At 72.9% G+C, this 23,745-nt stretch carries 16 protein-coding genes and 1 pseudogene; 9 read left to right on the forward strand and 8 right to left on the reverse strand.

The genetic code is table 11. The annotated features are described in order from the left end of the window. Nucleotides 1-20 precede the first annotated feature (20 nt). The 6 genes from PVK74_RS15535 to PVK74_RS15560 form a co-directional block, all read right to left on the reverse strand. Nucleotides 21-1,775, reverse strand: coding sequence for a substrate-binding domain-containing protein (locus PVK74_RS15535; protein WP_051611375.1), 1,755 nt, complete (start codon nt 1,773-1,775; stop codon nt 21-23). A gap of 178 nt (nt 1,776-1,953) precedes the next feature. Further along, complete coding sequence (locus PVK74_RS15540; RefSeq protein ID WP_176722729.1) at nt 1,954-2,988, reverse strand: lactonase family protein; 1,035 nt, start codon at nt 2,986-2,988, stop codon at nt 1,954-1,956. 106 nt (nt 2,989-3,094) lie between these two features. After that, nucleotides 3,095-3,697 carry a GTP-binding protein gene (locus PVK74_RS15545; RefSeq protein WP_043328792.1) on the reverse strand — a complete coding sequence of 201 codons (603 nt, stop codon included), beginning with the start codon at nt 3,695-3,697 and terminating at the stop codon, nt 3,095-3,097. Further along, the gene (locus tag PVK74_RS15550) at nt 3,678-4,067 is read right to left on the reverse strand and encodes a DUF742 domain-containing protein (RefSeq protein WP_030502282.1); all 390 of its coding nucleotides are present in this window, start codon (nt 4,065-4,067) and stop codon (nt 3,678-3,680) included. The genes PVK74_RS15545 and PVK74_RS15550 overlap by 20 nt, the downstream gene beginning before the upstream one ends. Continuing rightward, nucleotides 4,057-4,479, reverse strand: a complete 423-nt coding sequence (locus PVK74_RS15555; protein ID WP_274476674.1) for a roadblock/LC7 domain-containing protein — start codon at nt 4,477-4,479, stop codon at nt 4,057-4,059. Before PVK74_RS15555 ends, PVK74_RS15550 begins: the two co-directional genes overlap by 11 nt. Next, complete coding sequence (locus PVK74_RS15560; RefSeq protein ID WP_064447789.1) at nt 4,479-6,833, reverse strand: sensor histidine kinase; 2,355 nt, start codon at nt 6,831-6,833, stop codon at nt 4,479-4,481. The genes PVK74_RS15555 and PVK74_RS15560 overlap by 1 nt, the downstream gene beginning before the upstream one ends. Nucleotides 6,834-7,138: 305 nt before the next feature. Here PVK74_RS15560 and PVK74_RS15565 point away from each other — a divergent pair, with 305 nt between their 5' ends. From PVK74_RS15565 to PVK74_RS15585, 5 genes are all read left to right on the forward strand, one after another. Then, nucleotides 7,139-7,756 carry a hypothetical protein gene (locus PVK74_RS15565; protein WP_043328790.1) on the forward strand — a complete coding sequence of 206 codons (618 nt, stop codon included), beginning with the start codon at nt 7,139-7,141 and terminating at the stop codon, nt 7,754-7,756. Nucleotides 7,757-7,769: 13 nt separating this feature from the next. Then, on the forward strand, nt 7,770-8,846 hold the full coding sequence (locus PVK74_RS31210; RefSeq protein WP_274476675.1) for a hypothetical protein: 1,077 nt from the start codon (nt 7,770-7,772) through the stop codon (nt 8,844-8,846). A 135-nt stretch (nt 8,847-8,981) separates the two neighbouring features. Further along, nucleotides 8,982-10,640, forward strand: coding sequence for a sodium:solute symporter family protein (locus tag PVK74_RS15575; protein ID WP_064447792.1), 1,659 nt, complete (start codon nt 8,982-8,984; stop codon nt 10,638-10,640). Nucleotides 10,641-10,657: 17 nt separating this feature from the next. Then, nucleotides 10,658-10,981 (forward strand): hypothetical protein, encoded by a 324-nt coding sequence (locus PVK74_RS15580; protein ID WP_043328786.1) that lies wholly within the window; start codon nt 10,658-10,660, stop codon nt 10,979-10,981. A 69-nt stretch (nt 10,982-11,050) separates the two neighbouring features. Beyond that, the gene (locus PVK74_RS15585; RefSeq protein ID WP_043328785.1) at nt 11,051-11,434 is read left to right on the forward strand and encodes a hypothetical protein; all 384 of its coding nucleotides are present in this window, start codon (nt 11,051-11,053) and stop codon (nt 11,432-11,434) included. Nucleotides 11,435-11,540: 106 nt separating this feature from the next. Here the strand turns inward: PVK74_RS15585 and PVK74_RS15590 are convergent, their stop codons facing one another. Next, on the reverse strand, nt 11,541-13,349 hold the full coding sequence (locus tag PVK74_RS15590; RefSeq protein ID WP_274476677.1) for a glycoside hydrolase family 6 protein: 1,809 nt from the start codon (nt 13,347-13,349) through the stop codon (nt 11,541-11,543). A gap of 710 nt (nt 13,350-14,059) precedes the next feature. On the opposite strand from PVK74_RS15590, the gene PVK74_RS15595 reads away from it, so the two are divergent. The 3 genes and pseudogenes from PVK74_RS15595 to PVK74_RS15600 all read left to right on the forward strand — a co-directional run bounded on the left by PVK74_RS15595 (nt 14,060) and on the right by PVK74_RS15600 (nt 16,316). Beyond that, nucleotides 14,060-15,373, forward strand: a complete 1,314-nt coding sequence (locus PVK74_RS15595; RefSeq protein WP_274476678.1) for a hypothetical protein — start codon at nt 14,060-14,062, stop codon at nt 15,371-15,373. After that, nucleotides 15,360-15,518, forward strand: a pseudogene (locus tag PVK74_RS31215) (class F sortase); the annotation flags it as partial. The gene PVK74_RS15595 and the pseudogene PVK74_RS31215, both read left to right, overlap by 14 nt. 105 nt (nt 15,519-15,623) lie before the next feature. Continuing rightward, the gene (locus PVK74_RS15600; RefSeq protein ID WP_420800535.1) at nt 15,624-16,316 is read left to right on the forward strand and encodes a class F sortase; all 693 of its coding nucleotides are present in this window, start codon (nt 15,624-15,626) and stop codon (nt 16,314-16,316) included. 64 nt (nt 16,317-16,380) lie between these two features. On the opposite strand, the gene PVK74_RS15605 is transcribed toward PVK74_RS15600, so the two are convergent. Continuing rightward, on the reverse strand, nt 16,381-21,447 hold the full coding sequence (locus PVK74_RS15605; protein WP_113974638.1) for an NAD-glutamate dehydrogenase: 5,067 nt from the start codon (nt 21,445-21,447) through the stop codon (nt 16,381-16,383). A gap of 288 nt (nt 21,448-21,735) precedes the next feature. Between PVK74_RS15605 and PVK74_RS15610 the strand changes: the two genes are divergently transcribed. Next, nucleotides 21,736-23,703, forward strand: coding sequence for a penicillin-binding transpeptidase domain-containing protein (locus PVK74_RS15610; protein WP_274476679.1), 1,968 nt, complete (start codon nt 21,736-21,738; stop codon nt 23,701-23,703). Nucleotides 23,704-23,745 lie beyond the last annotated feature (42 nt).

Raw genomic sequence — 23,745 nt, forward strand, 5'->3', positions numbered from 1 at the left:
GACTAGCGCTGAGCTTCAGGTCAGCGCGGGGCGGGCGGCCGGAGCGCGATCGCCCGGAGGAAGATCTCGCCGATCTTGCTGGGGTCGGTGGTGACGAACGCGCCGCCGCCGGTGACCTTGGTGATCGACTCCAGCTCGGCCCGGTTCACCTCGGTGCCGATGCCGATGATGACGACCTGGACCGGCTGCTCGTCGTCCTTCAGCTTCTTCAGCTGGTCCAGCAGCTCCTTCTGCGAGATGCCGTTGTCGTCCTCGTTCTTGCCGTCGGTGAACAGCACGATCGAGTTGACCTTGCCCGGCTCCCAGTCCTGCTGCACCTTCTTGTACGCCGCGAGCATGGTGTCGTACAGGCCGGTGTCGCCGCTGGAGGGCTTGATCGAGGCGAGGCCGCGCTGCAGCGCCCCCCGGTTGCTCGACAACGGCTTTATTCCGACCAGCTCGCTCCAGTCCTGCGAGCCCTGAAGGTTCGTGGAGAACGTCCACAGACCGATCGACCAGGAGTCGTCGAAGAGCCCGAGGCCCTGGCTCGCGGCCGCCACCGTGACCTGCTCCCGGCTGGCGCCGTTCGCCGTCGCGACCGGCTTCTTCATCGAGCCGGAGACGTCGATGACGCAGAGCATCCGGCCCGACTGCGTGGCCACCGACCAGGTGGTGGTCGCCGTCGAGATGGCGCCCGGGTCGAGGTCGGCCGCGCCGCCCTGACCGGACGGCGGCACCTGGCTCGCGCCGCCGTTCGCCGGGCTCGGCGCGCCCGTCGGGGCCTGGAAGCCGCGCCCCCAGTTGCCGTCCGGCGCGCGCAGCGCCTGCGCGGCCAGCCGGTCCTTGAAGTCCGGCGTACGCAGCACCTCGAAGAGCACCCGGGCGGCGGACGCCTTGGCCGGCTCGATGCCGGGCAGCACCGCGAACGGGTAGTCGAGCGGGATCGGCACCGGCTCCAGGTAGAGCGCGGCCAGCCGGATCGGCGGCTTCGTGCTGTTGTAGGCGATCACGTCCTCCTCGGACAGCGCCGCCGCGCCCAGCCCGTTGGCGATCGCCGTCGGGTCCGACGAGCGCGGGAACCGCGCGAGGAGGTCCTGCCGCAGCGAGGAGCGGTTCGTGGCGAGGGCCCGCAGCGCCCCGACCATCGCCTCCTGCGCCTTCGGCGAGCCGGAATCGCCGGTGGAGCTGGCGGCGGCGGTGAGCGACAGCAGCCCGGACAGGCCGGCCGCGTCCTGGGTCGGCTCGACGATCCCGGCCCGCAGCGGCTTACTCGCGGTGACCTGGGTCAGCAGGTCGGACCAGCGGAGCTTCTTGTCCGGCCACCCTATGCGCGAGGCCACCGGCTCGGGCAGCGCCACCACCACCGGGCTGCGCGCGATCGAGGCGCCGTTCGTCGGCGCGAAGGCGCTGGCTCCGCCGCTCTTGAGCCGGACCAGCCAGGTCGAGGAGTCCGGCACCCAGACGTCCGGGGTGACAGCGGTGCCGCTGGCCTGCCCGACTCCGGCGAGCGTGGCGCCGTGCTTGCTGGCCACCGCGGCGGCCACCTCGACCGACTCCGAGGAGGAGACGTTGACGGCGATGCAGGTGCCGCCCACCGCGGCGCCGTCGGCGACCCACTGGTCGGCGGCGCCGCGCACCGCGGGGGCGATCTCCGGGGCGGTCGCCACCGACAGCTCGATCCGGCCCGAACAGTTCGGGCCGGCCAGCTGCTGGTAGCCGAACCAGGAGCCGCCCACGACGGCGACCAGGGCTACCGCCACAGCGGCGGCGCCTGCTCCACGGAGATTGGAACGCATGCGATGGCGGCCAGACACGGTGACCATCTTGCGTACCTCGTGGGGTTACCACCACAACCGTTCGGACGAAAGTTACGCAGCAGAAACAGTTGATCACCTAACTCATACGCTAAGTTACTGGTCAGTCATTTCAGAGTGATGAAGTCCACTGCGGACGGTCGTTTCGGTGACCGTCCGCTCACGGCAGGAAGCAGGTCGGGCTCGCCACCGGCACCGGCTCCCCCATCACCTCGGGCACGCCGCTGACCGGATCGACCCGGAAGATCCTGATCATGTCGGCCCGCTCGTCGGCGACGTACAGGTGCTCACCGGCGAACGCGAAGTGCCGGGGCCACTCACCGCCGGTGTCGACCTCGGCCACCAGCTCCGGCGCTTCGCCGTCGAGCGCGAAGACCGCCACCGTGCCGACGCCCCGGTTGCCCACGTAGAGGAAACGCCCACCCGGTCCCACGCTCACCTCGGACGGCTGGACATGCCCGGCCCGCCCGCTGGCGTCGACGCGCGCCCGCTCCCGCGGCCCGTCCGGCGTCAGGTCGTACGCGGTGACAGTGGCGTCCAGCTCGCCGACCAGCCACGCGCGCCGCCCGTCCGGGTGCCGGGCCAGATGGCGGGGCCCGGTGCCGGGCGGAGTGCTCACCCGGGGCTCCCGGGGCGTCAGCCGGCCGGAGCCGGCGTCGACGTCGTACCGGTAGACCGAGTCGGTGCCCAGGTCGACGGCGAGCAGCGCCCCGCCGGCCGGATCCGGCGACACCATGTGGCAGTGCGCGTGCTCCTGCCGGTCGGTGTCCGGGCCGTGCCCCTCGTGCCGGACCAGGTCGGCGCGCTCCCCCGGCACGCCCTCGGCGTCCAGGCCGAACACCGCCACGCTGCCGCCGCCGTAGTTCGCCACGAACAGGTGCCGCCCGTCCGGGGCCACCGCCACGTGACAGGGCTCGGCCCCGCCGGACGGGCGCTCGCCCAGCGGCGTGAGGTCGCCGTCCGGCGCCACCCGGAACGCGCCGACCCGGCCGTCCGGCAGCTCGTTGCACGCGTACAGCACCGGCAGCGCCGGATGCCGGGCCAGGAACGACGGCGACGGGGTGACCGCCACGACACCCAGCGGCGTCAGCCCGCCGGTCGCCCGGTCCCGCCGGGCCGCGACGACGCCCTCACCCCGCCCGCCCGTCTCCGCCGTGTAGCCGCCGATGTGGACGATCTCGTCCTGCCCGGTCACCGCTCCCACCTTCCGTCGGTCCTGTCTCCGCCAGATCCAACCAGAGGCTTCCCGGTCAGGCGTCCGATCAGTCCCGCGACGGCCGACGAGATTCGCCGCGGGCGGCTCAGCCCACCGGCACCGGCTCGCCGCGCTGCCGCGCCACGTGCTCGACCAGCGAGATCAGCACCAGCTTGCCGGACTGCCGGTCCCGGGCGTCGCAGAGCACGAGCGGGACGTCCGGGTCCAGGTCGAGGGCGTCGCGCACCGCCTCCAGGCCGAACCGCCGGGAGCCCTCGAAGCAGTTGACGCCCACCACGAACGGGATGCCCCGCTGCTCGAAGTAGTCGATGGAGGGAAAGCAGTCGGCCAGCCGCCGGGTGTCGGCGAGCACCACCGCGCCGAGCGCGCCGAACGCCAGCTCGTCCCAGAGGAACCAGAACCGGTCCTGACCCGGGGTGCCGAACAGGTAGACCTGCAGGTCGTCGTTGATGGTGATCCGGCCGAAATCCATCGCCACCGTGGTGGTCGCCTTCTGCTCCACCCCGGAGACGTCGTCGGTGTCGAGCCCGGCGCCGGTGAGGACCTCCTCGGTCTGCAACGGCCGGACCTCGCTCAACGCGCTGACCAGCGTCGTCTTGCCGGCGCCGAAGCCACCGGCGATGAGGATCTTCAGAGCCAGCGGCACCTGGGGCGCCCCCGGCTCCCGGTCATAACGCACGGAGTCCACTGACCACCGCCTTGAGGATGTTGTCGTCGGGCAGGTACGCGGTGGCCGGTGGCCGGTGCACCGCGACGAAGCCATGGGCGAGGAGGTCGCCGAGCAGCACCCGCACCACGCCCACGGCGAGGTCCAGGTCGGCGGCGAGGTCGGCCACGGCCTTCGGCCGGCGGGCCAGTTCGATCAGCCGGCGATGCTCCGGCTGGAGGCCGGGCGTGCCGGCCGGCTCGGCGTCCGGCGTGGCGAGCACGAAAGCCAGCAGGTCGAAGCCGTCCACCGGCGGGCGCACCCGGCCCCCGGTGAGCGTGTACGGGCGCACCACCGGACCGGCGTCGGCGTCCAGCCACTCGTGCTGCGGCCCCGGCGAGTCAGCGCGCATCGGCCGGCCCCCCGCCGATGCGGGCCGGCGCGGCCAGGTTCTCCCCGACCCGGATCACCAGCATCGCCATCTCGTACGCCACCAGGCCGATGTCGGCGTCGGCGTCGCTCGCCACCGCCAGGCAGGCGCCCTGTCCGGCGGCGGTCACGAAGAGATAGGCCGACTCCATCTCCACCACGGTCTGGCGGACCGCGCCGCCGCCCAGGTGCCGGGTGGCGCCCTTGGCCAGGCCGGAGAAGCCGGACGCCAGCGCGCACAGGTGCTCCGCTTCGCTGCGGTCCTGGTCGCCGGAGGCGCCGAGCAGGAGCCCGTCCGCCGAGAGCACCACCGCCCGGCGTGCGGCGGGCACCCGCTCCACCAGGTCGTCGAGCAGCCAGTCGAGATCGGCGTTCTGCCGCGTCGTGTACACCACTAGGCGTCCCTCTCAGTCGCGGTTCGGTCCTCCGCCACCGGCAGGGCGGGCTCCACGGCCGGCCCCGACGTGGCGGACGGCGTACCGGTGTCAGGCTTTTCGGTGGTGGCCGGATCGGCGTCACCGGCCGGGTCGGTGGCGCGGGCGCCGTCCCGGCGACCCCGCGCGGTGCCCGCCTGCAACGCCGACATGGCCCGGCGTGCCTCCTCCGGCGTGCGGTACGCCGGGGCGTCCACGACCGCCGCGCGCGGACGCGCGGACGCGCCGCGCCGCCGGATCCGGCGTGGCAGGCCGTCGCCGTCGGTGGGAGGCTCCACGGTCGAGGCGCGCGCGGACTGCAACGGGACCACGGTGCTCTCCGACCGGTCCCGTCCCGGCCGGTTCGGGCGCCCCGGACGCGGCACCGTCGTCAACCGGGTCACCTTGGCCAGGCGCCGCCGCTCCGGCCCGGCGGGGCCGTCCGTGCCCACCGGCGGCTCGTCGGTGATCAGATCCGACGGTACGAACACCGCGGCGACGATCCCGGCCGGACGGGCCGGCCGCAGCTCCACCCGCACGCCGTGCCGTGCGGCCAGGCGCGCCACCACGAACAGCCCCAGCCGGGCGCTGCCGGCCGGGTCGAACTCGGGCGGCTCGGCCAGCTTGCGGTTGGCGGCGGCCAGGGCCGGCGCGGACATGCCCAGCCCCCGGTCGGTGATCTCGATCGTGTAGCCGCCCGGCACGGTCCGGCCGGTGACGTCCACCCGGGTGCCCGGCGGGGAGTACGCGGTGGCGTTCTCGATCAGCTCGGCGAGCAGGTGGATCACGTCGCCGACGGCCCGGCCGAGCACCCCGGCCGACGCCACCTCACCCACGTCGACCCGGTCGTACGCCTCGACCTCGGAGATCGCGCCGCGCATCACGTCGACCGCGGCGACCGGCCGGCGCCAGCCCCGCCCGGGCGCGGCGCCGGCGAGGATGACCAGGTCCTCGGCGTGCCGCCGGAGCCGGGTCGCCAGGTGGTCGACCTGGAACAGTCCGGCCAGCTCGTCCGGGTCCTCGGTACGCCGTTCCAGCCGGTCCAGCAGCGCCAACTGCCGGTGCACCAGGCCCTGGCTGCGCCGGGCGAGGTTGAGGATCACCTCGTTGAACCCCCGGCGCAGGGTGACCTCGTCGATCGCGGCGCGCACCGCGGTACGCCGCACCTCGTTGAACGCGCGCGCCACCTGGCCGATCTCGTCGCCGCCGTGGTCCAGTTCGGGCGCCTCCCGGGCGACGTCGACCTCCTCGCCGCGGCGCAGCCGGGCGACCACGTCGGGCAGCCGCTGCTCGGCGACCTCGGTCGCGGCGGTGCGTACGCCGGTCAGCCGCCGGGCCAGCGACCGGCCGACCCGCAGCGCCACCAGCACGCAGACGACGATCGCGACGAGACCCAGCACACCGGCGGCGGCGAGCTGGACGAGGATCCGGGTGGCCATCGGCACCGACCGCTCGGCCAGGGCGTCCGCGCCGCGCAGCTCGAAGTCGCGCAGGCTCTGCCACACCTCGGCGTGGCCGGCCTCCCAGCCGGCCATGTCGAACCGGGCCGGCAACGCGGACGAGCGGATCAGGGTGTCCTGGAGCGCGCGCAGCTTGACGAACCCTGCGCCCTCGGTCAACCGCTGGTACGAGGTCCGTTCCTCGGACGGCAGCTCGGCGACCGCCGTCTCCGCCAGGAAACGCTGGTTCTCCAGGGTCCGGACCAGCTGCTCGTGCTCGCCGTCGGCGTACCGGCCCGCGATGACCGCGCCGGCCAGCAGCGCGTCGGCCTGGCCGAGCAGCTCGCGGGAGCGGCCCAGCGCGGTGAGCGCTGTGGCCTCCCGGTTGAGCTGGGCGTCGGGCAGCGCTGCCATCGCGCCGAACGCCTGGAACGCCGAACCGATCATCCCGCTGTAGAGGCCGACGGCACCGGACCGGTCCACCTTCCGGTCGTCGATGAAGGCGCGTCCGGCGGGCAGCGCGTCCAGTGCCGAGACCAGCTGGTCGAGGCGGCCGTCGAGCTGCTCGTCGGCGACGTCGCGCAGGGCCTTGCCGTCGACCTTGCGGCGCAGCTCGACGATCGCGTCGTCGGTGCGTACGCGCTGTTCCGCCAGGGCCGGCAGGGCGCTGCGGCCGGCGAGCTGGACCACCGACAGCCGTCGCTCCCGTTGCAGCTCCGCCACCACGCGCTCGCCGGGACGGCCGAGGTCGTAGAGAAGGGTACGGGCGGAGAGCAGATCGAGCGCGGGCCCGAAGGTGAGCGTGGTGGCGAAGATCCACAACGCCAGCAGCCCGGTCACCGGGCCGATGACCAGCGCGGTCAGCTTGGCGCGGATCGGCCAGTCACGGGTGTTCAATCAGACCTCGCCCGGGAAGGTGTCGCTCGGTGGCGCCGGCAGCGGCCGTCACGTTCGCCGGCCACGACGCCGGGCCCCGGCCCGGACGCCTTGGGCAGGATACGTAATCCGGGGCGGATGCACTACCGGCCGTCTCGGCTCTCACTACGGTCCGAGACGGGCACGGCGGGCGCAGTCGGACACCGGACCGGCACCGGACGGCGGTCGCGACACCGCTCCTTATTTCCCGACCGGGGCGGAAAGTGCCGCGCAACGGGATTGGCGATCACCCGCATGAGGGAATACCAGCGGGCGAAGGAGGAGCCATGTCGTCCACCCAGGTAATCGTCATAGTCATCGTCGTCCTCGTCATCGCCGCGCTCGCCGCGTTCGCCGTGGTAGCCAGCCGCCGCCGGGCGCTGCGGGAACGTTTCGGCCCGGAGTACGACCGGGTCGTCGCCGAGCAGGACAGCCGCGGCGCGGCCGAACGCGAGCTGCGTGAGCGCGAGCGCCGGCACGCCGAACTGGAGCTGACCCCGCTGAGCCCGGAGTCCCGGGCCCGCTACGCCGCCGCCTGGGAAGAGCTGCAGGTGCGCTTCGTCGACTCGCCCGCCGAGACCGTCGGCGAGGCGGACGAGCTGGTCAGCCGCCTGATCGCCGAGCGCGGATACCCCACCGGGGACTTCTCGGACCAGATCGCCCACCTCTCCGTCGAGCACGCCCGCACGCTCACCCACTACCGCGACGCCCACGAGATCCGGCAGCGCAACGAGCGCGGCGAGGCCGGCACCGAGGACCTCCGGCAGGCGCTCGTGCACTACCGGGCCCTCTTCGCCGACCTGCTCGGTGAGGACCCGGTGCCCACGTCGACGCCGCAGCCGGAGCAGCGGGAGCAGCCGGAGCAGCGCCACCCCGACCACGACCACGACGTCACGAGCCGCTGAGGAGGCCGCCGCCATGCGCCAGGAAGAGCAGCAGGTCACGCAGGACCACCCCGAGGCCGTCCGGTCCGCGCCGGTACCGGTGCCACAGCCGGGCGAGCACGCCGGCCCCGGCCGGCACGACGCCGACCGGGCCGACGTGCCCGAGGACGCGCTCGACGACCGGGGCACCTTCGACGACCCGGCCGTCGCCGACGACCGGCACGACGACGGGACCGGGGCCCGGCACGACGACGAGGTCGACGAGACCCGCGCGTACGACGCCGGCGAACTGAGCGACGCGGCCGACCGTACCGACGACGGGCGCGACGACGACGGGCGTCCGCCGTTCCACGAGCCGGCGCCGCTGCCGACGGCGTTCGGCGCGGCCACGGTGGGCGACGCGGTCGCCGCGTCGGCGCTGGCGAGCGGCCGTCCGCAGGACGAGCGCGACGCCCGCGACGAGGACACCGCCGTGCCGGGCGACGGCGCGCCGGGCCGGACCGACCCGCTGGACGACGAGCGGGCCGATCCGACGGCCGGGGACCGACTGCACGACCGCGACCGCTGGGACGCCGAGCACGCCGACGGCGACGCGGCGGTCGACGGCGACGCGCGGGCCAACGGTGTCGTCCGGGACGACGCGGCGGCCGACGGCGCGGTCGGGTACGGCAGCGCCGAGCCGGGCCTGGTCGACCCCGACGCCGAGCCGGTCCCCGCGGCCGACGAGGACGCCGACCGGCGCCACGACCACGTCGACGCGGGCACCACGGCGGCGGGCGCGGCAGCGGCCGGCACGGCCCTGGGCGGGGCGGACCGGCCCACGCCGGGCGCGGTACCGGCCGACGCCGCGACGCTGTTCGCGCCGGAGGCGGCGCAGGGCTTCCGGGACCGCTGGCGCGACGTGCAGCTGCGCTTCGTGGACGACCCGCGCGCCGCCGTCGGCGAGGCGGAGTCGCTCGTCGAGGAGGCGATCGAGGCGCTCTCCACCGCCCTGCGCGAGCAGCGCACCCGGCTCGGCGCGTGGCAGGAGTCCGGCTCCACCGACACCGAGCAGCTCCGGGTGGCCGTGCGCGGCTACCGCGACTTCCTGGACCGCGTACTGGGGCGCTGAGGCCCGCCGCAGGACCCCACCGAGCCCCGGCCGGCGACCCGGCCGGGGCTCCGTCGCGCCCGGACCGGCCAGCAGGCATGAAACTTCGCAAACGGGGTACGTGCGGGCAGCGGTGCACACGAGGGGAGCACGGGCATGGGCGGCGGCGGCCTGCGTCTGGACATGAACGCGGTGGACTACCTGATCCTCGCGCTCTATTTCGTCACTGTGCTCGGCGTCGGTTTCGCCGCCCGGCGCGCGATCCGCACCAGCGTGGACTTCTTCCTCTCCGGCCGATCGCTGCCCGCCTGGGTCACCGGCCTGGCGTTCGTCTCGGCGAACCTGGGCGCGCTGGAGATCATCGGCATGGCCGCCAACGGCGCCCAGTACGGCATCATGACCGTGCACTACTACTGGATCGGCGCCGTACCGGCGATGGTCTTCCTCGGCATCGTGATGATGCCGTTCTACTACGGCTCCAAGGTCCGCAGCGTTCCCGAGTACCTGCGGCTGCGCTTCAACCGCCCCACCCACCTGCTCAACGCGATCAGCTTCGCGGTAGCCCAGGTGCTGATCGCGGGCGTGAACCTCTACGCGCTGGCGCTGATCATGCAGGCGCTGCTCGGCTGGCCGCTCTGGTTCGCGATCATCGTCGGCGCGGTGATCGTGCTGGCGTACATCACCGTCGGCGGGCTCTCCGGCGCGATCTACAACGAGGTGCTCCAGTTCTTCGTGATCATCGCCGGTCTGGTGCCGATCACGGTCATCGGCCTGGTCAAGGTCGGCGGCGTCAGCGGCCTGATGGACGCGGTCCGCGACTCCAGGCTCGGCGAGGCCGGACTGCACGCCTGGGAGGGCACCGGCAGCACCGGCAACCCGCTCGGCGCGCACTGGCTGGGCATCGTGTTCGGCCTCGGCTTCGTGCTCTCCTTCGGCTACTGGACCACGAACTTCGCCGAGGTGCAGCGCGCGCTGTCCGCACGGAACATGAGCGCCGCCCGGCGTACGCCGATCATCGCCGCGTACCCGAAGCTGCTCATCCCCGCGGTCACCGTGATCCCCGGCCTGATCGCCCTGGTCACCGTCAAAGGTCTGGGCGCCGACGACGGCGACCTGGTCTACAACAACGCGATCCCGCTGCTCATGCGCGACCTGCTGCCCAACGGCGTGCTGGGGATCGCGGTCACCGGCCTGGTGGCCTCGTTCATGGCCGGCATGGCGGCCAACGTCAGCGGGTTCAACACCGTCTTCACGTACGACATCTGGCAGGCGTACTTCCGGCGCAACGAGTCGGACGAGCACTACGTGAAGGTGGGCCGGCTCGCCACAGTCGGCGCGGTGGTGATCGGCATCGGCACCGCGTTCATCGCGGCCGGGTTCAGCAACATCATGAACTACATCCAGGCGCTCTTCTCGGTGTTCAACGCCCCGCTCTTCGGCACCTTCATCATCGGCATGTTCTGGCGGCGGATGACCCCGCTGGCCGGGTTCTGGTCGCTGCTGTCCGGCACCGTCGTGGCCACCGCCACGTACCTGCTCTACAAGGGCGGCGTGATCAGCTTCAACTCGGACCTGGAGGAGAGCTTCTGGGGCGCGGGCCTGGCCTTCGCCACCGTCGCGGTGGTGGCCGCGATCGTCACGCCGCTGACCCGGCCGAAGACCGACGACCAGCTGACCGGGCTGGTGTACGGCCTCAGCGACACCGCGCTCGCCGACGACTCGCTGGCCGGCGACGCCGCCTGGTACCGCTCCCCGGTGCTGCTCGGCGTCGTCGCCGTGATCCTCGCCGCCCTGTTCTACATCCCGGTCTTCTAGAGGAGGGGACGCACGCCATGACAGACGACGCGGACCGCAACTACCAGGGCGGCGAGGCGCACGACCCGCTCGTCGACGAGACCGAGGACGCCCGCGAGGCCCGCTCGGCGGCGGCCCGGCTGTTCGACATCCGCCGGGTCATCGGCGGCCTGTTCGTCGCGTACGGGCTGATCGTCGGCCTGATGGGGCTCTTCGACACGTCCGCCGAGATCGACAAGGCACAGGGCCTGCGGATCAACCTGTGGGCCGGCGCGGCGATGCTGGTGTTCGGCCTGCTGATGCTGCTCTGGCAACGGCTGAGCCCGACCGAGACGCCGGAGCCCGGCCACGACGACGCCTGACCGTCCGCATGGCGCGGCCCGCACCGGGTACGCCCAGGGGATCACGCGAAGGGACAGGAGGGCAGCAGCATGACCGATCGTGACCGCGGTGGCGAGCGGCCGCTCGAGGAGACCCCCGAGGTGGCCGCGGCGGTGGACGACGACAGCACGGTGCCCCAGTTGCGCGCCGGCGGCGTCGACCCGGACAACCCCACCTTCACCGAGCCCGACGGCGCGGTGGCCGACACCGGCTCGCCGAACATCATCGGTGACCCGTACGCGGCCGGGACCGGCGCGACCGGCACCGGCACGGGCGCGGCGCCGGACGGCATCCGTACCGGCGCCGAGCAGCCCTGGGACCCGGAGGACCTGGTGATGGCCCGGGGCCAGGACATGACGCCGGAGAACCTGGAACGGGCCCGCCACGACCTGCACGAGCTGGGCCGGGCCGCGATCGAGCGTACGGTTCCCTGACCCGGACGCCCGAGGGCCCCTGGTCGACGTGGGCGTCGACCAGGGGCCCGGGGAACCCGCGCGGGCGGTGCCTCACTCCCGCCGCCGCGGGTGGTACGGCCGCGGCTCAGGAGAGCGGCGGGTACGCGTTCTGCATCAGCTGCTGGAACTGGGCGGCGAACCACGCGCCGGAGATCGGCGCGTCCGGCAGGGCACCGGACATGCTGTTGCCGTTGCGGGCGTTACCGGTGTAGGTCGGGTCGCACATCCGGTCGAAGCCCTTGCCCTCGTTGTTCGGGATCTCCTTGCTGGAGCCGTCCGACTCACCCGGGGGCTTCACCCAGACGTAGGCGTCGATCCCGGGCTCCGGGTTGGCCTGCGGCCGCTCGCCGAGACCCGCGCCGGCCTGGTTGCACCAGTTGCCGGTGTGGAAGCGGCGGTCGACCCGGCCACCGTCGACGTAGGCGTCCACGCTGGTCGACGGGCCGGGGCCGGTCGGCCGGGCGGAGCCGCCCCAACCGTTGCGGGAGGTGTCGATCAGCATGCCGATGTTGCTGTCGAAGCCGATCGAGACCAGCTTCTGCCGGAACGCCTGGGCGAACGACAGCTCGTCGAGGTACTGGTTCCAGTCGGCCCACTTGGACTGCCGCACGGTCTGGCCGTTCACCGTGTCGGTGATCTTGACGTACGGCTCCTTCAGCGCGGAGTAGTTCGCCGTGTTGACGATGAAGCCCGCCACGTTGGCGACGGTGCTGCCGGAGGCGACCGCGGCGGCCTTGAGCTGGTCGGCGACCGGGCCGAAGTTGCTGTCCCAGCCGATCCAGCCGTGGTGGGCGGCGTCGATGTAGTTGTAGACGTTGCCGATCGCGCCCAGCTTCGCCAGGGCGTAGCCGACACCGTTCACGTACGCGCCGTTGGCCTTCACCGTGTCACACATGACCGTGCCGCCCGCGTTGCCCGAGGTGTTGGTCACCAGGTTGGGCAGCGAGTCGATCTCGATGATGTTGACGATGCGCAGGTTCCGGTACTTCGAGTCGCCCTGGATCGCGGCGATCGGGTCGATGTACTCGGCCTTGTAGCGGGGCAGCTCGTCCGGGCCCAGCTCACCGTTGGAGGCGAGCGCCGAGCAGTCGCGGCCGGGCAGGTTGTAGATGACGAACTGGATGTAGCCGGCGCCCTGGGCGAGCGCGGCGTCCAGGTGGTCACGGACGCCCATCGCGCCGTTGGAGCTGCTGTCCGGCGTGCCGTTGATGGCGGCGATCCGGTCGATCCAGACCGCGGTCGGGTTGTTCGACACCCGGTTGCCGCCGGACACCGACTCGGCCTTGGCCTTCCACTCGGGGTTCACGTACCCCTTCACCCCGGCGTACGGGTTGTCGACCCGCTGCCCGGGCGGCGGCTGCGACGTCGGCGGGGTCGACGTCGGCGGCGTGCTCGTGGGCGGGGTGCTGGTCGGCGGCGTGCTGGTGGGCGGCGTGCTCGTCGGCGGGGTGCTGGTGGTCGGCGTGCCGCCGTTGCAGACCGTGCCGTTGAGCGTGAACTGGGTCGGCTTGGGGTTGCTGCCGCTCCAGGAGCCGTTGAAGCCGATGGTGGTGCTGGCGCCGCTGGCGAGCGACCCGTTGTACGCCTCGTTCTGCGCGGTGACGTTCTGGCCGCTCTGGGACCACCGCGCGGACCAGCCGTTCACCACCCGCTGCGAGCTGTTCGGGAAGGTGAAGCCGAGGTTCCACGAGGTGAGCGCGTCACCGATGTTCTTGATGGTCACGGTGCCGGTGAATCCACCGGGCCAGTCGCTGGTCGTGTAGGTCACGCTGCACTGGGTGGCGGCCTGCGCCGCGGTGACCGGGAGGGTCACCAGTCCACCGGCTACCAGGACGCCGGCGCTGGTCAGCGCGAGCGTCCGGTTCCGGCCGGACAGCCTTCTCCACAGATTCATGCCACTGATCTCCTTGGGCGAGACCGGATCCGCGTACGGCCCGGCGCAAATGGCGGCGGCGGTCGCCCTGCGGGAACGACCGTGCGCGCCACTGGTTACTTCGGGGGACGCCCGACCCGGACGGGCGTTGGGGGTGGTGGTGCCGACCGGTCCGCAGGACCGGCCGATGGAGCCGGACGTCGGCCGGTCAACCGGCTGCCCTCGACGCCTGAGCTCGCGGTGTGGCTCCCCGAACCGCGTGCAGCGATTCTTGCATGGGAGCGCTTCCATGGCAATGCCTCGATGCGCCTCGCGGCCCACCCTACCGCCCACCCCGACCCCGCCCCGCTCACCGCGCGCCCGGACCCCGCTACACCAGCCGGGCTCGCCGGCAACCACCCGCGGGCACCACCTCGCCGCGCTCCCCCGCACGCCGGGCGGCGGACCGTCCCGCCTCCGCCCGGCCGACTGGAACGCCATGGGTGTCAAAACGGCCAAATGACACCCATGGCGTTCCACCCACCGGCGGAGGCGAGACCGTCGGGAACCGTACGAGCGGGATCCGGGTCGCGGGGTCGCCGAAGTCGGGCCGATCGGCGCGCGGAGGCGGGGACAGCGCGGACACGCCCGATCTCGACAAACTCCTAAAAGCGAATCTTTCCCCGAATAAGTCGCGAAAAGGTCTAGCGTCGGCCTTAGCTCGACTGACGTCGGGCTCAGGACGAACAGGGATGGAGACGCTGGTCATGGCTAAGAAGATGCTCGGGAAGGTGGTCGCGGGCGCTGCCCTCGGCGGCGCCGGCCTTCTCGTGTTCACCCCGGGAATGGCCTACGCGGGAGGGCACGACGAGGGCAAGGTCATCGCCAAGCCGCACGTGGTGAAGGCGGGGGACACCGTCGAACTGCTCGCGATCTGCTCCGAGCCGCAGCAGCACGCCACCGTCTGGTCGAAGGTGACCGGCAAGGTCGACCTGCGCCCGGCCCGCGACGGCGAGCACGGCGACTGGGCCGACCGGGGCGGTGACTGGGGCGGCGACCAGGACTGGGGCTGGGACGACAAGGGCCCGGACGGCAAGGACGAGCACGGCAAGGGCCCGGACGGCAAGGACGACCACGGCAAGGGCCCGGACGGCCGCGGCGAGCCGGGCGGGGACGAACACGGGCCGGGCGGAAACGGGCCGGGCGGAAATGGGCCTGACGGCAACGGGCCGGGTGGCAACGGCCCGGGTAGCAACGGGCCGGGTGGCAACGGGCCGGGTGGCAACGGGCCCGGCGGCAACGGCCCGGGTGGCGACGGCATGCCGCAGCCCCCGGCGGACCAGCCCCAGCCGCCGGCCGGCCAGCCGGAAGGGCAGCCGCAGCCGGGCGGCGCGGGGGCCGGCGCGGCCGTCGACCCCGGCGACTGGCAGGGGCACGACGAGTACGGCCAGGACGCCGAGCCGGGCTGGGAGAAGGAGAAGCCGGGCGGGCCGGACTGGACCAAGGACGCGCACGGCCCCGACGGCAAGGAACAGCACGGCAAGGACGCCAAGGACGAGCACGGCAAGGACGACCGTGGCGGCCGGCCGGACGACAAGGGCAAGGACGGCAAGGACGAGCACGGCTCCTGGCCGGGCGGCAAGAACGACTGGCAGGAAGGTGAGAACGACTGGCCGGGCGACAAGAGCGACTGGCCGGGCGGCAAGGACGACTGGCAGGCGAGCGGAGGCGCCTGGCAGGACGACAAGGGCGACTACGGCAAGGACGCCGAGCGCGACTACGGCAAGGACGGCAAGGACGGCTGGGAGCACGGGAAGGACTTCGTCTACTACGGCGAGGCCACCGTCTCGCACGACGCCCGGCCGGGCCGGTACGAGTTGCGGGGCTCCTGCGGTGAGGGCGAGCTGGTGGTCCTGCCGCGCGGTGGGGTCGACGGCGGCGACGGCGGCATGACGACCACCGGCGTGGACCGTACCCTCGCCACCGGTGGCGCGGGCATGATCGGCGCCGCGGCGCTGGGCGGCCTGGTGCTGCTGCGCCGGCGGCGGGCCGGTGACCTGGTCTGACCGGACGACGACCCGGGCCGGCGGCCGTCACGGAAGTCCGTGGCGTGCCGCCGGCACGGCCGTCGTCGTCCTGCTCGCCATGGCCGGGGCCGGTCTGATCGGCGCGTCCGTCCGGACCGTCCCGCCACCGTCCCCGCCGCAGCCGCTCGGGCAGGCGGCCCCGGTCACCACCGGCCCCCAAGCAGACCCGGACGCCGAGGGCCAACCGGGACCGGACGCCGAGGGCCAGCTGACGCCGGACGCCTCCGGCCTGCCGACGGCGGACGCCGCCGGGGGCGCCGTCGGCCCCGCGACGCCCGGCCCGACGACCGGCGCACCCGGCGCCGCCCCGGGCACCGCAGCCGCCCCGGGCACCGCAGCCGCCCCGGGCACCGCAGCCGCCCCGGGCACCGCAGCCGCCCCGGGGGCCGCAGCGGTCCCGGGCGCTCCGGCAGCAACGGGCCCAGCGGGCGCGACGAGCCCGAACGGCGCTGCCCCGGCTCCACTGCCCCGGTCCGCGCCGACGACCATCTCGATCCCCCGTATCGGGGTGCGGGCCGAGATCATGTCGCTCGGCACGAACCCGGACGGCACGGTCCAGGTGCCCCCGCTGGACCAGGCCATGAAGGCCGGGTGGTACTCCCCCGGCGCCAGCCCGGGCGAGGCCGGCAACGCGGTGATCGTGGGCCACGTCGACTCCGCCCAGCTCGGCCCGGCGGTGTTCTTCAACCTCGGCGCGCTGGTGGCCGGCGACACGATAGTGGTCACCCGGCAGGACGGCAGGTCCGCCACGTTCACGGTGCGCGAGGTCGGGTCGTACCCGAAGACCGCCTTTCCCGCCGCGCAGGTCTACGGTCCGTCGGCCGTGCCCGCCCTGCGCGTGGTGACCTGCGGTGGGGTGTTCGACAAGACGGCCGGAAGCTACCTCAACAACATCGTCGTCTACGCCCCGATGACCGAGTGAGGGCGGAAACGGCGGTGGCCCGGTGGTCGGGGAACCGACCACCGGGCCACGCGCGCGTCTGCGGTCAGGCCGCCGCCGAGGTCCGGACCAGGGTACGGATCTGGCGCAACAGCACCGACAGCGCGGACAGGTCGGCGCGGGACTCGTCGAACTCCCCCATCGCCCGGTGCGCCCGGTGGATCGAGGTGGCGTTCGCCTGCTCCCACTCCTGCACCCGCTCCACCGGCGGCACGTCGTCCGGGGTGGAGCCGAGCACCTCGGCGGTGAGCGCGGCCAGCGCGGCGTACAGGTCGTAGCGCAGCGCCATCCGGGCCAGCGTCTGCCACCGGTCCTCGCGCGGCAGCAGGGAAATCTTCGACAGCAGCGCGTCCACCCGGAACCGGTCGGAGAGCACGAAGTAGACCGAGGCCACCTCGCCCACGTCCCGCCGGGTCGCCTGCGCCGTCTCGACGATGTCGAGCAGGCCGAAGCTGTACATCAGGCGGGTCGCCTGCTCGGCCAGGTCACGCGGCAGCCCGCGCTCGACCAGCGACTCGATGTGCGCCGCGATTGCCTCCCGCTCCGTGCCCCAGAACCGGTGCTCCAGGTCCGGCAGGAGCTGGGCCACACCGTCGCGCAGCCGGTCGATCTCCGCCGGCACGTCGATCGGCGACCGGCGGTTGGTGACCAGCCAGCGCACCGCGCGGTCGAGCAGCCGCCGGGTGTCCAGGTAGACGGCGGTCTGCAACTCGGGCGAGACCTTGTTGTCCAGCGCCTCGACCGCGTCCCAGAGGTCACGCAGGCCGAACACCTCGCGGACCACCACGTACGCCCGGAGCACGTCCGCCGCGGAGGCGGCCGTCTCCTCGACCACCCGGAAGACGAACGAGATGCCGCCCCGGTTGATCGCCTCGTTGACCAGGACCGTGGTGACGATGTCCCGGCGCAGCCGGTGCCGGCCCATCCGGTCGGCGAAGCGCTGCCGCAGCGGCGTCGGGAAGTAGTTGACCAGGATGTCGGTCGTCCACTCCTCGTCCGCCAGGCCCTCGCCGACGATCTCGCGCTCCAGCACGATCTTCACGTACGCGAGCAGCACCGCGAACTCCGGCGCGGTCAGCCCGCTCTCGGTGCGGACCGCCAGCTCCTCGTCCGACGGCAGCGCCTCCAGGGCCCGGTCCAGCGCGCCGGACCGCTCCAGGTCGTTGATCATCCGCCGGTGCACCGGGAGCAGCGAGGCGGCCTGGGCCTGGGCGTTGTTCAGCGCCCGCGCCTGGTCGTAGTTGTCCCGCAGCACCAGCTCGGCGACCTCGTCGGTCATCCGGGCCAGCAGCTCGTCACGCTCCGGCCGGTCCAGCTCCCCGTCGGCCACCGCCGTGTTGAGCAGGATCTTGATGTTGACCTCGTGGTCGGAGCAGTCCACACCGGCCGCGTTGTCGATGAAGTCGGTGTAGATGCGGCCGCCGGTCGAGGCGTACTCGATCCGGCCCTGCTGGGTGAAGCCCAGGTTGCCGCCCTCGCCGACCACCCGGCAGCGCAGGCTCTTGCCGTCCACCCGGATGGCGTCGTTGGACTTGTCGCCGACCTCGGCGTTGGTCTGGCTGGACGCCTTGACGTAGGTGCCGATGCCGCCGTTCCAGAACAGGTCCACCGGCGCGGTGAGGATCGCCTTCATCAGCTCCTGCGGGCTGAGCTGCGTGACGTCCTCGTCGAGGCCGAGCACCGCGCGGACCTGCGGCGAGATCGGCACCGACTTCGCCGTACGCGAGTGGACGCCGCCGCCTTCGGAGATCAGCTCGCGGTCGTAGTCCTCCCACGACGAGCGCGGCATGTCGAACAGCCGCTTGCGCTCCTCCCACGACCGGGCCGAGTCCGGATCCGGGTCCAGGAAGATGTGCCGGTGGTCGAACGCGGCCACCAGCCGGATGTGCTTCGACAGCAGCATCCCGTTGCCGAACACGTCGCCGGACATGTCACCGACGCCGACCACAGTGAAGTCCTGCGTCTGGGTGTCGTGCCCCAGCTCCCGGAAGTGCCGCTTGACCGACTCCCAGGCGCCCCGGGCGGTGATGCCCATCTTCTTGTGGTCGTAGCCGGCCGAGCCGCCGGAGGCGAACGCGTCGCCCAGCCAGAAGCTGTGCGCCTCGGAGATCTCGTTGGCGATGTCGGAGAACGTCGCGGTGCCCTTGTCGGCGGCCACCACCATGTACGGATCGTCGCCGTCGTGCCGGACCACGTCCTCGGGCGGCACGATCTCGCCGCTGACGATGTTGTCGGTGACGTCCAGCAGCGCGGAGATGAACTCCTTGTAGCAGATCACCGCCTCGTCCCGGTCGCCCGGCTTCTGCTTGAGCACGAAGCCGCCCTTGGCGCCGACCGGCACGATCACCGCGTTCTTCACCATCTGCGCCTTGACCAGGCCGAGCACCTCGGTCCGGAAGTCCTCGCGCCGGTCGGACCAGCGCAGGCCGCCGCGGGCCACCGGCCCGTAGCGCAGGTGCACGCCCTCGAACCGGGGCGAGTAGACGAAGATCTCGAACTTGGGTCGCGGCGCGGGCAGGTCCGGGATGGCCTGCGGGTCCAGCTTGAACGCCACGTACGGCTTGGGCCGCCCGCCCACCGGCTTCTGGTAGAAGCTGGTGCGCAGCGTGGCCTGGATCAGCGTCAGGTAGGCCCGCAGGATGCGGTCCTGGTCGAGGCTGGCCACCTCGTCCAGCGCCTCGCCGATCGCGTCGACCAGCTCACCGCTGCGCTGCCGCCGCTCGTCGAGCGTGGTGGCGCCCGGGGCGAACCGGGTCTCGAACAGCTTCACCAGCAGTTCGGCGATCTGCGGGTACGCGATGAACGTCTGCTCCATGTACTCCTGGGAGAACACGGTGCCGGCCTGGCGCAGGTACTTCGCGTACGCGCGCAGCACGACGACCTGCCGCCAGGTGAGCCCGGCCCGGAGCACCAGCTCGTTGAAGCCGTCCACCTCGGCCTCGCCCCGCCAGGCGGCGGCGAAGGCGTTCTCCACGTGCGGACGTACCTCGGCAAGGTCCTGGTGCCGCTCGGGCAGCTCCAGACCGAAGTCGTAGAGCCAGATCCGGCCGTCGACGCGCTCCACCTCGTACGGATGCTCGTCGACCACCTTCACACCGAGCGAGTGCAGCACCGGCAGCACGGCGGAGAGCATCATCGGCTCGCCGTACCGGTAGACCTTGAACCGCACGTCCATCGCCTCGTCGGCGTCGGCGGCGCGGGCAGCGTACGGACGCGGCGGGGCCTGCTTGCGGAACAGGTGCATCTCCAGCTGGCCGGGCTCCTCCAGCAGCTCCAGCTTCGCCAGGTCCTTCATCGCCTCGTACGGCGTGTGCCCGTCCTTGTAGCCCTCCGGGAACGCGTCGGCGTACCGGGCGAACAGGTGCTTGGCCTGCTCGTCGCCGAGCTTGCGCTCCAGCACCAGCCGGTAGTCGTCGTCCCAGAGGCGGGTCGCGTCGGCCAGCTCCTCGGCGAGCAGGTCGGCGTCGATGTCACCGGGCGGGTTGTTCGGGTCGGTCCGCACGATGAAGTGCACGCGGGCCAGCATCGACTCGGTCACCCGGGTGGTGTAGTCGACGCCGACGCCGTTCAGCTCGCGCAGCAGGATGTCCTGCATGCGCAGCCGGTTCTGCGTGGTGAACCGGTCCCGCGGCAGGTAGATCAGGCAGGAGATGAACCGCCCGTACGCGTCGCGGCGCAGGAACACCCGCAGCTGCCGGCGGCCCGCCATCCGCAGCACGCCGATCACCGCGTGGTAGAGGTCGTCGGTCTTGATCTGGAACAGCTCGTCGCGCGGGTACGTCTCCAGGATCTGCAACAGGTCCTTGCCGGAGTGGCTGCGCAGGCTCAGGCCCGAGCGGTCGAGCACCTCGGCGACCTTGCGCCGGACCACCGGCAGCTCCTGCACGCTGGTCCGGTACGCGGCGGTGGAGAACAGGCCCAGGAAGCGCCGCTCCCCGACCACCTCGCCGGCCTCGTTGAAGATCTTGAAGCCGATGTAGTCGAGGTACGCCGAGCGGTGCACGGTGGCACGCGAGTTGGCCTTGGTGATGATGAGCAGGCGCTTCTCCAGCACCTTCTCGTGCGCCTCGGGCGTCATCGAGTTCAGCGACCGGGCCTCCGGCGAGTCGGAGCGCAGGATGCCCAGGCCGGTGCCGAGCACCGCCTCCAGGGCCTGCCCGCTGCCGCGCGCGCCGTCGGCGTCGACCAGGCGGTACTCGCGGTAGCCGAGGAACGTGAAGTGGTCGTGCGCCAGCCAGCGCAGCAGCTCCACCGAGTCGGTGATGTCCTTTTCCGGCACCGGCGGGCGGTTGTCCGACGTCCGGGCGGCGGCCAGCTCGTCGGCGAGCGCGAGGGCCCGCTGCCGCATCTTCGGCCAGTCCTCGACCGCCTCGCGCACGTCGGTGAGCACCCGCTGCAACTCGCGGCGCAGCGCCTCCCGCTCGGCCGGGTCGCGGACCGGGTCGATCTCGATCCGCATCCAGCTCTCGACCAGGTCACCGGCGATGGCGTCGTCCGGCTCCACGTCCGCCGAGACCTCGGTGAGCCGGCCCAGCGGCTCGCGCCGCACCACGACCAGCGGGTGCACCAGCAGGTGCACGTCGAGGTGACGGGAGTTGAGCAGGGCGGTCACCGAGTCGACCAGGAACGGCATGTCGTCGGTGACGATCTCGACGACCGTGTGGTGCTGCTCGGCGTCCGGCTCGTGGATGCGCAGCTTCAGCTCGCCCGGAACCCGCTGCTGGGCCAGGTCCCGGTGGGCCCGGGCCGCCTCCAGCATCTCCTCGGCGGTGAAGCCGATCAGCTCCTCGTCCGGCGCGAACCGCCAGAAGCGGTCCACGAGTGTGGCCGCGTCGTGGTCGTCGCCGGCCAGCGCGACCGCCTGGGCGACCAGCCGCTCCGCGTTGGGAACGGGCTCGTCCAGCTCGGCGTCCTCCGACTCGTCGGCCAGTGCCTGCGTGGGCAGGCCCAGGTCGTAGAGGGTGTCGATGCTGGAACCGGTCATCCCGGTCACTCCTGTGTCGAGACGGCTGAAACCGTCCCCGTCGGTCGCCGAATCGAAGCTGTCGTCGTCCCGGCCGGTGTCAGCCTGCCGGAGGTCGGGTCCCGGTTTGATCGCCGGACGCCGGTCCATCGGTGCCACTCCCCTCGACCCACCGCACTGTGGGTCACTCTGCCGCCCAGCCTAGGCCCTACCGCGTGGTACCTCCCGCGGCGGACCACCGGCCGGACGTCCGGATCGGGACTCTGTCCTTTCACCCGTTGCGGGTTCGTGGTCGGCCGCCCGCGGAGTACCCCGACTGGCGATGTTCATCACACTGCCACACGGGGCTTTCCGCGCTGCCGCAGGCCGTGGCGGGGCGGTGGCGAGCGCCGGGCCGTACTAGCGTGCAGGGCAGTTGAGCACCGGAGGGACCGCTTCATGCCCGTGTCGTACCCCGTCCGCCCCAGCCGTCACACCCGTCGTCGCCTCCTCGCGGGGCTGGCCGCCGCCCTGGTCACAGCGGGCGCGCTGACCGGCTGCTCCGGCGACGACGGCCCGGAGGCGGCCGTCGAGGCGTTCCTCGGCGGCTGGCGCTCCGGCGACCTGCAGGCGGTCGGCTTCATCCAGCCGGCCGGCGGGCGGGTGGCGGCCGGCGAGGTGACCAAGCAGCTCCAGGCGCTCGCCGGTGAGCTGGCCGCCAACCCGCCGGAGTTGACGCGCACCGGCGAGATCACCACCAAGGGCGACGTCGCCACCGCCCGGGTCACGGTGAGCTGGGCGCTGCCCGGCGGCGCCCGCTGGGCCTACGAGAACCCGGTACGCCTCAAGCGCGGCGGCGACGACCAGTGGCAGGTGATCTGGGAACCGGCTGTGGTGCACGAGAAGCTGGAGAGCGGCGACCGGATCGCGCTGCGGCGGGAGCCGGCGCAGCGCGCCGGCGTGCTGGACGCCGCCGGCCAGCCGATCGTCGCGCCGCGCCCGGTGGTCCGGGTGCAGGTCGTTCCCGGCGAGGTCACCGACGTGCCCGGCCTGGTCAAGAAGCTGGACGCCGCGTTCAAGGCGATCCGGCCCGCGCTCAGCCCGCCGGTCGACCTGGGCGACCTGCCCAAGCGGCTCAAGGAGGCGAAGCCGGACGGGCTCGTCGAGGTGGTGACGCTGCGTGAGGACGCATACCGGCAGATCAAGCCACGCATCTACGAGCTGCCCGGCACCCGGTTCGCGACCGACCAGCTCATGCTGGCCCCGACGCGCGAGTTCGCCCGGGCGCTGCTCGGCTCGGTCGACCAGGCCACCGCCGACGACCTGCAGGCCCACCCCGAGCGGTACGCGCGCGGCGACCTGGTCGGCCACGGCGGCCTCCAGGGCCGGTACGACGAGCGGCTGCGCGGCGTCACCGGCGTCACCGTGATCACCGAGCGGACCACCCCGGACGGCAAGGTCGAGCCGACCGGCACGGAGCTGTACCGCGCCGACCCGAAGCCCGGTCAGCCGGTGAAGACCACCATCGACGTGGCGACCCAGAACGCTGCCGACGCCGCGTTGCGCGGGCAGACCCGCCGCTCCGCGCTGGTGGCGCTGCGGATCAGCGACGGCGCGGTGCTGGCCGCCGCGAACGGTCCCGGGGCGGCCGGCGAGAACCTCGCGTTCACCGCCCAGGTGCCGCCCGGCTCGACGTTCAAGATGGTCAGCGCGCTCGGCCTGCTCGACCGGGGCGCGGTGACCCCGCAGACCACTGTGAACTGCCCGAAGACGGCGACGGTCGAGGGCCGCAGCTTCAAGAACTCGGACAACTTCGAGCTGGGCGCGGTGCCGTTCGCCACCGACTTCGCCAAGTCCTGCAACACCGCGTTCGTGGCGCTGGCGCCGAAGCTCGGCCCGGACGGGCTGGCACAGGCCGGTCGTACGCTCGGCCTGGAGGCCGCGTGGGATCTCGGCGCGGACGCGTTCACCGGCAAGGTCTCCGCCAACGGCCCGGCCACCGAGCAGGCCGCCGCCGCGATCGGCCAGGGCACTACGCTGGTGAGCCCGCTGGCCATGGCGAGCGCCACCGCGGCCGTGGCCCGGGGCAAGTTCGAGCAGCCCAAGCTGCTGCTCGACCCGGCGCCGGCCAAGCCCGCGCCGGCCGGCGAGGCGCTCAAGCCGGAGTCGGTGACGGCGCTGAAGTCGCTGATGCGCGGGGTGGTCACAGCGGGCAGTGGCAGCGCGCTGGCGGACGTGCCCGGCGAGCCGGTGCACGGCAAGACCGGCACCGCGGAGTACGACAACAACCCGGCGAACACGCACGCCTGGTTCGTCGGGTGGCAGGGTGACGTGGCCTTCGCCGTCTTCGTCGAGCAGGGCGGGGCGGGCTCGAAGGTGGCGGCGCCGATCGCCGAGAAGTTCCTGCGCGGCCTCGCCGCGAGCTGAGCGGCGTCCCGCGCCGCGTGACCGCGAGCTGCGGCGTAGCGG

It is taken from the genome of Micromonospora chalcea, assembly GCF_028768405.1.
GTDB lineage: Bacteria > Actinomycetota > Actinomycetes > Mycobacteriales > Micromonosporaceae > Micromonospora > Micromonospora chalcea.

Coding starts and splice junctions, on each gene's coding strand:
- PVK74_RS15590 (WP_274476677.1), bottom strand. CDS start 13,349: ATGAATCTGTGGAGAAGGCTGTCCGGCCGGAACCGGACGCTCGCGCTG.
- PVK74_RS15580 (WP_043328786.1), top strand. CDS start 10,658: ATGACAGACGACGCGGACCGCAACTACCAGGGCGGCGAGGCGCACGAC.
- PVK74_RS15565 (WP_043328790.1), top strand. CDS start 7,139: ATGTCGTCCACCCAGGTAATCGTCATAGTCATCGTCGTCCTCGTCATC.
- PVK74_RS15535 (WP_051611375.1), bottom strand. CDS start 1,775: ATGCGTTCCAATCTCCGTGGAGCAGGCGCCGCCGCTGTGGCGGTAGCC.
- PVK74_RS15575 (WP_064447792.1), top strand. CDS start 8,982: ATGGGCGGCGGCGGCCTGCGTCTGGACATGAACGCGGTGGACTACCTG.
- PVK74_RS15585 (WP_043328785.1), top strand. CDS start 11,051: ATGACCGATCGTGACCGCGGTGGCGAGCGGCCGCTCGAGGAGACCCCC.
- PVK74_RS15550 (WP_030502282.1), bottom strand. CDS start 4,067: ATGCGCGCTGACTCGCCGGGGCCGCAGCACGAGTGGCTGGACGCCGAC.
- PVK74_RS15605 (WP_113974638.1), bottom strand. CDS start 21,447: ATGGACCGGCGTCCGGCGATCAAACCGGGACCCGACCTCCGGCAGGCT.
- PVK74_RS31210 (WP_274476675.1), top strand. CDS start 7,770: ATGCGCCAGGAAGAGCAGCAGGTCACGCAGGACCACCCCGAGGCCGTC.
- PVK74_RS15595 (WP_274476678.1), top strand. CDS start 14,060: ATGGAGACGCTGGTCATGGCTAAGAAGATGCTCGGGAAGGTGGTCGCG.
- PVK74_RS15610 (WP_274476679.1), top strand. CDS start 21,736: ATGCCCGTGTCGTACCCCGTCCGCCCCAGCCGTCACACCCGTCGTCGC.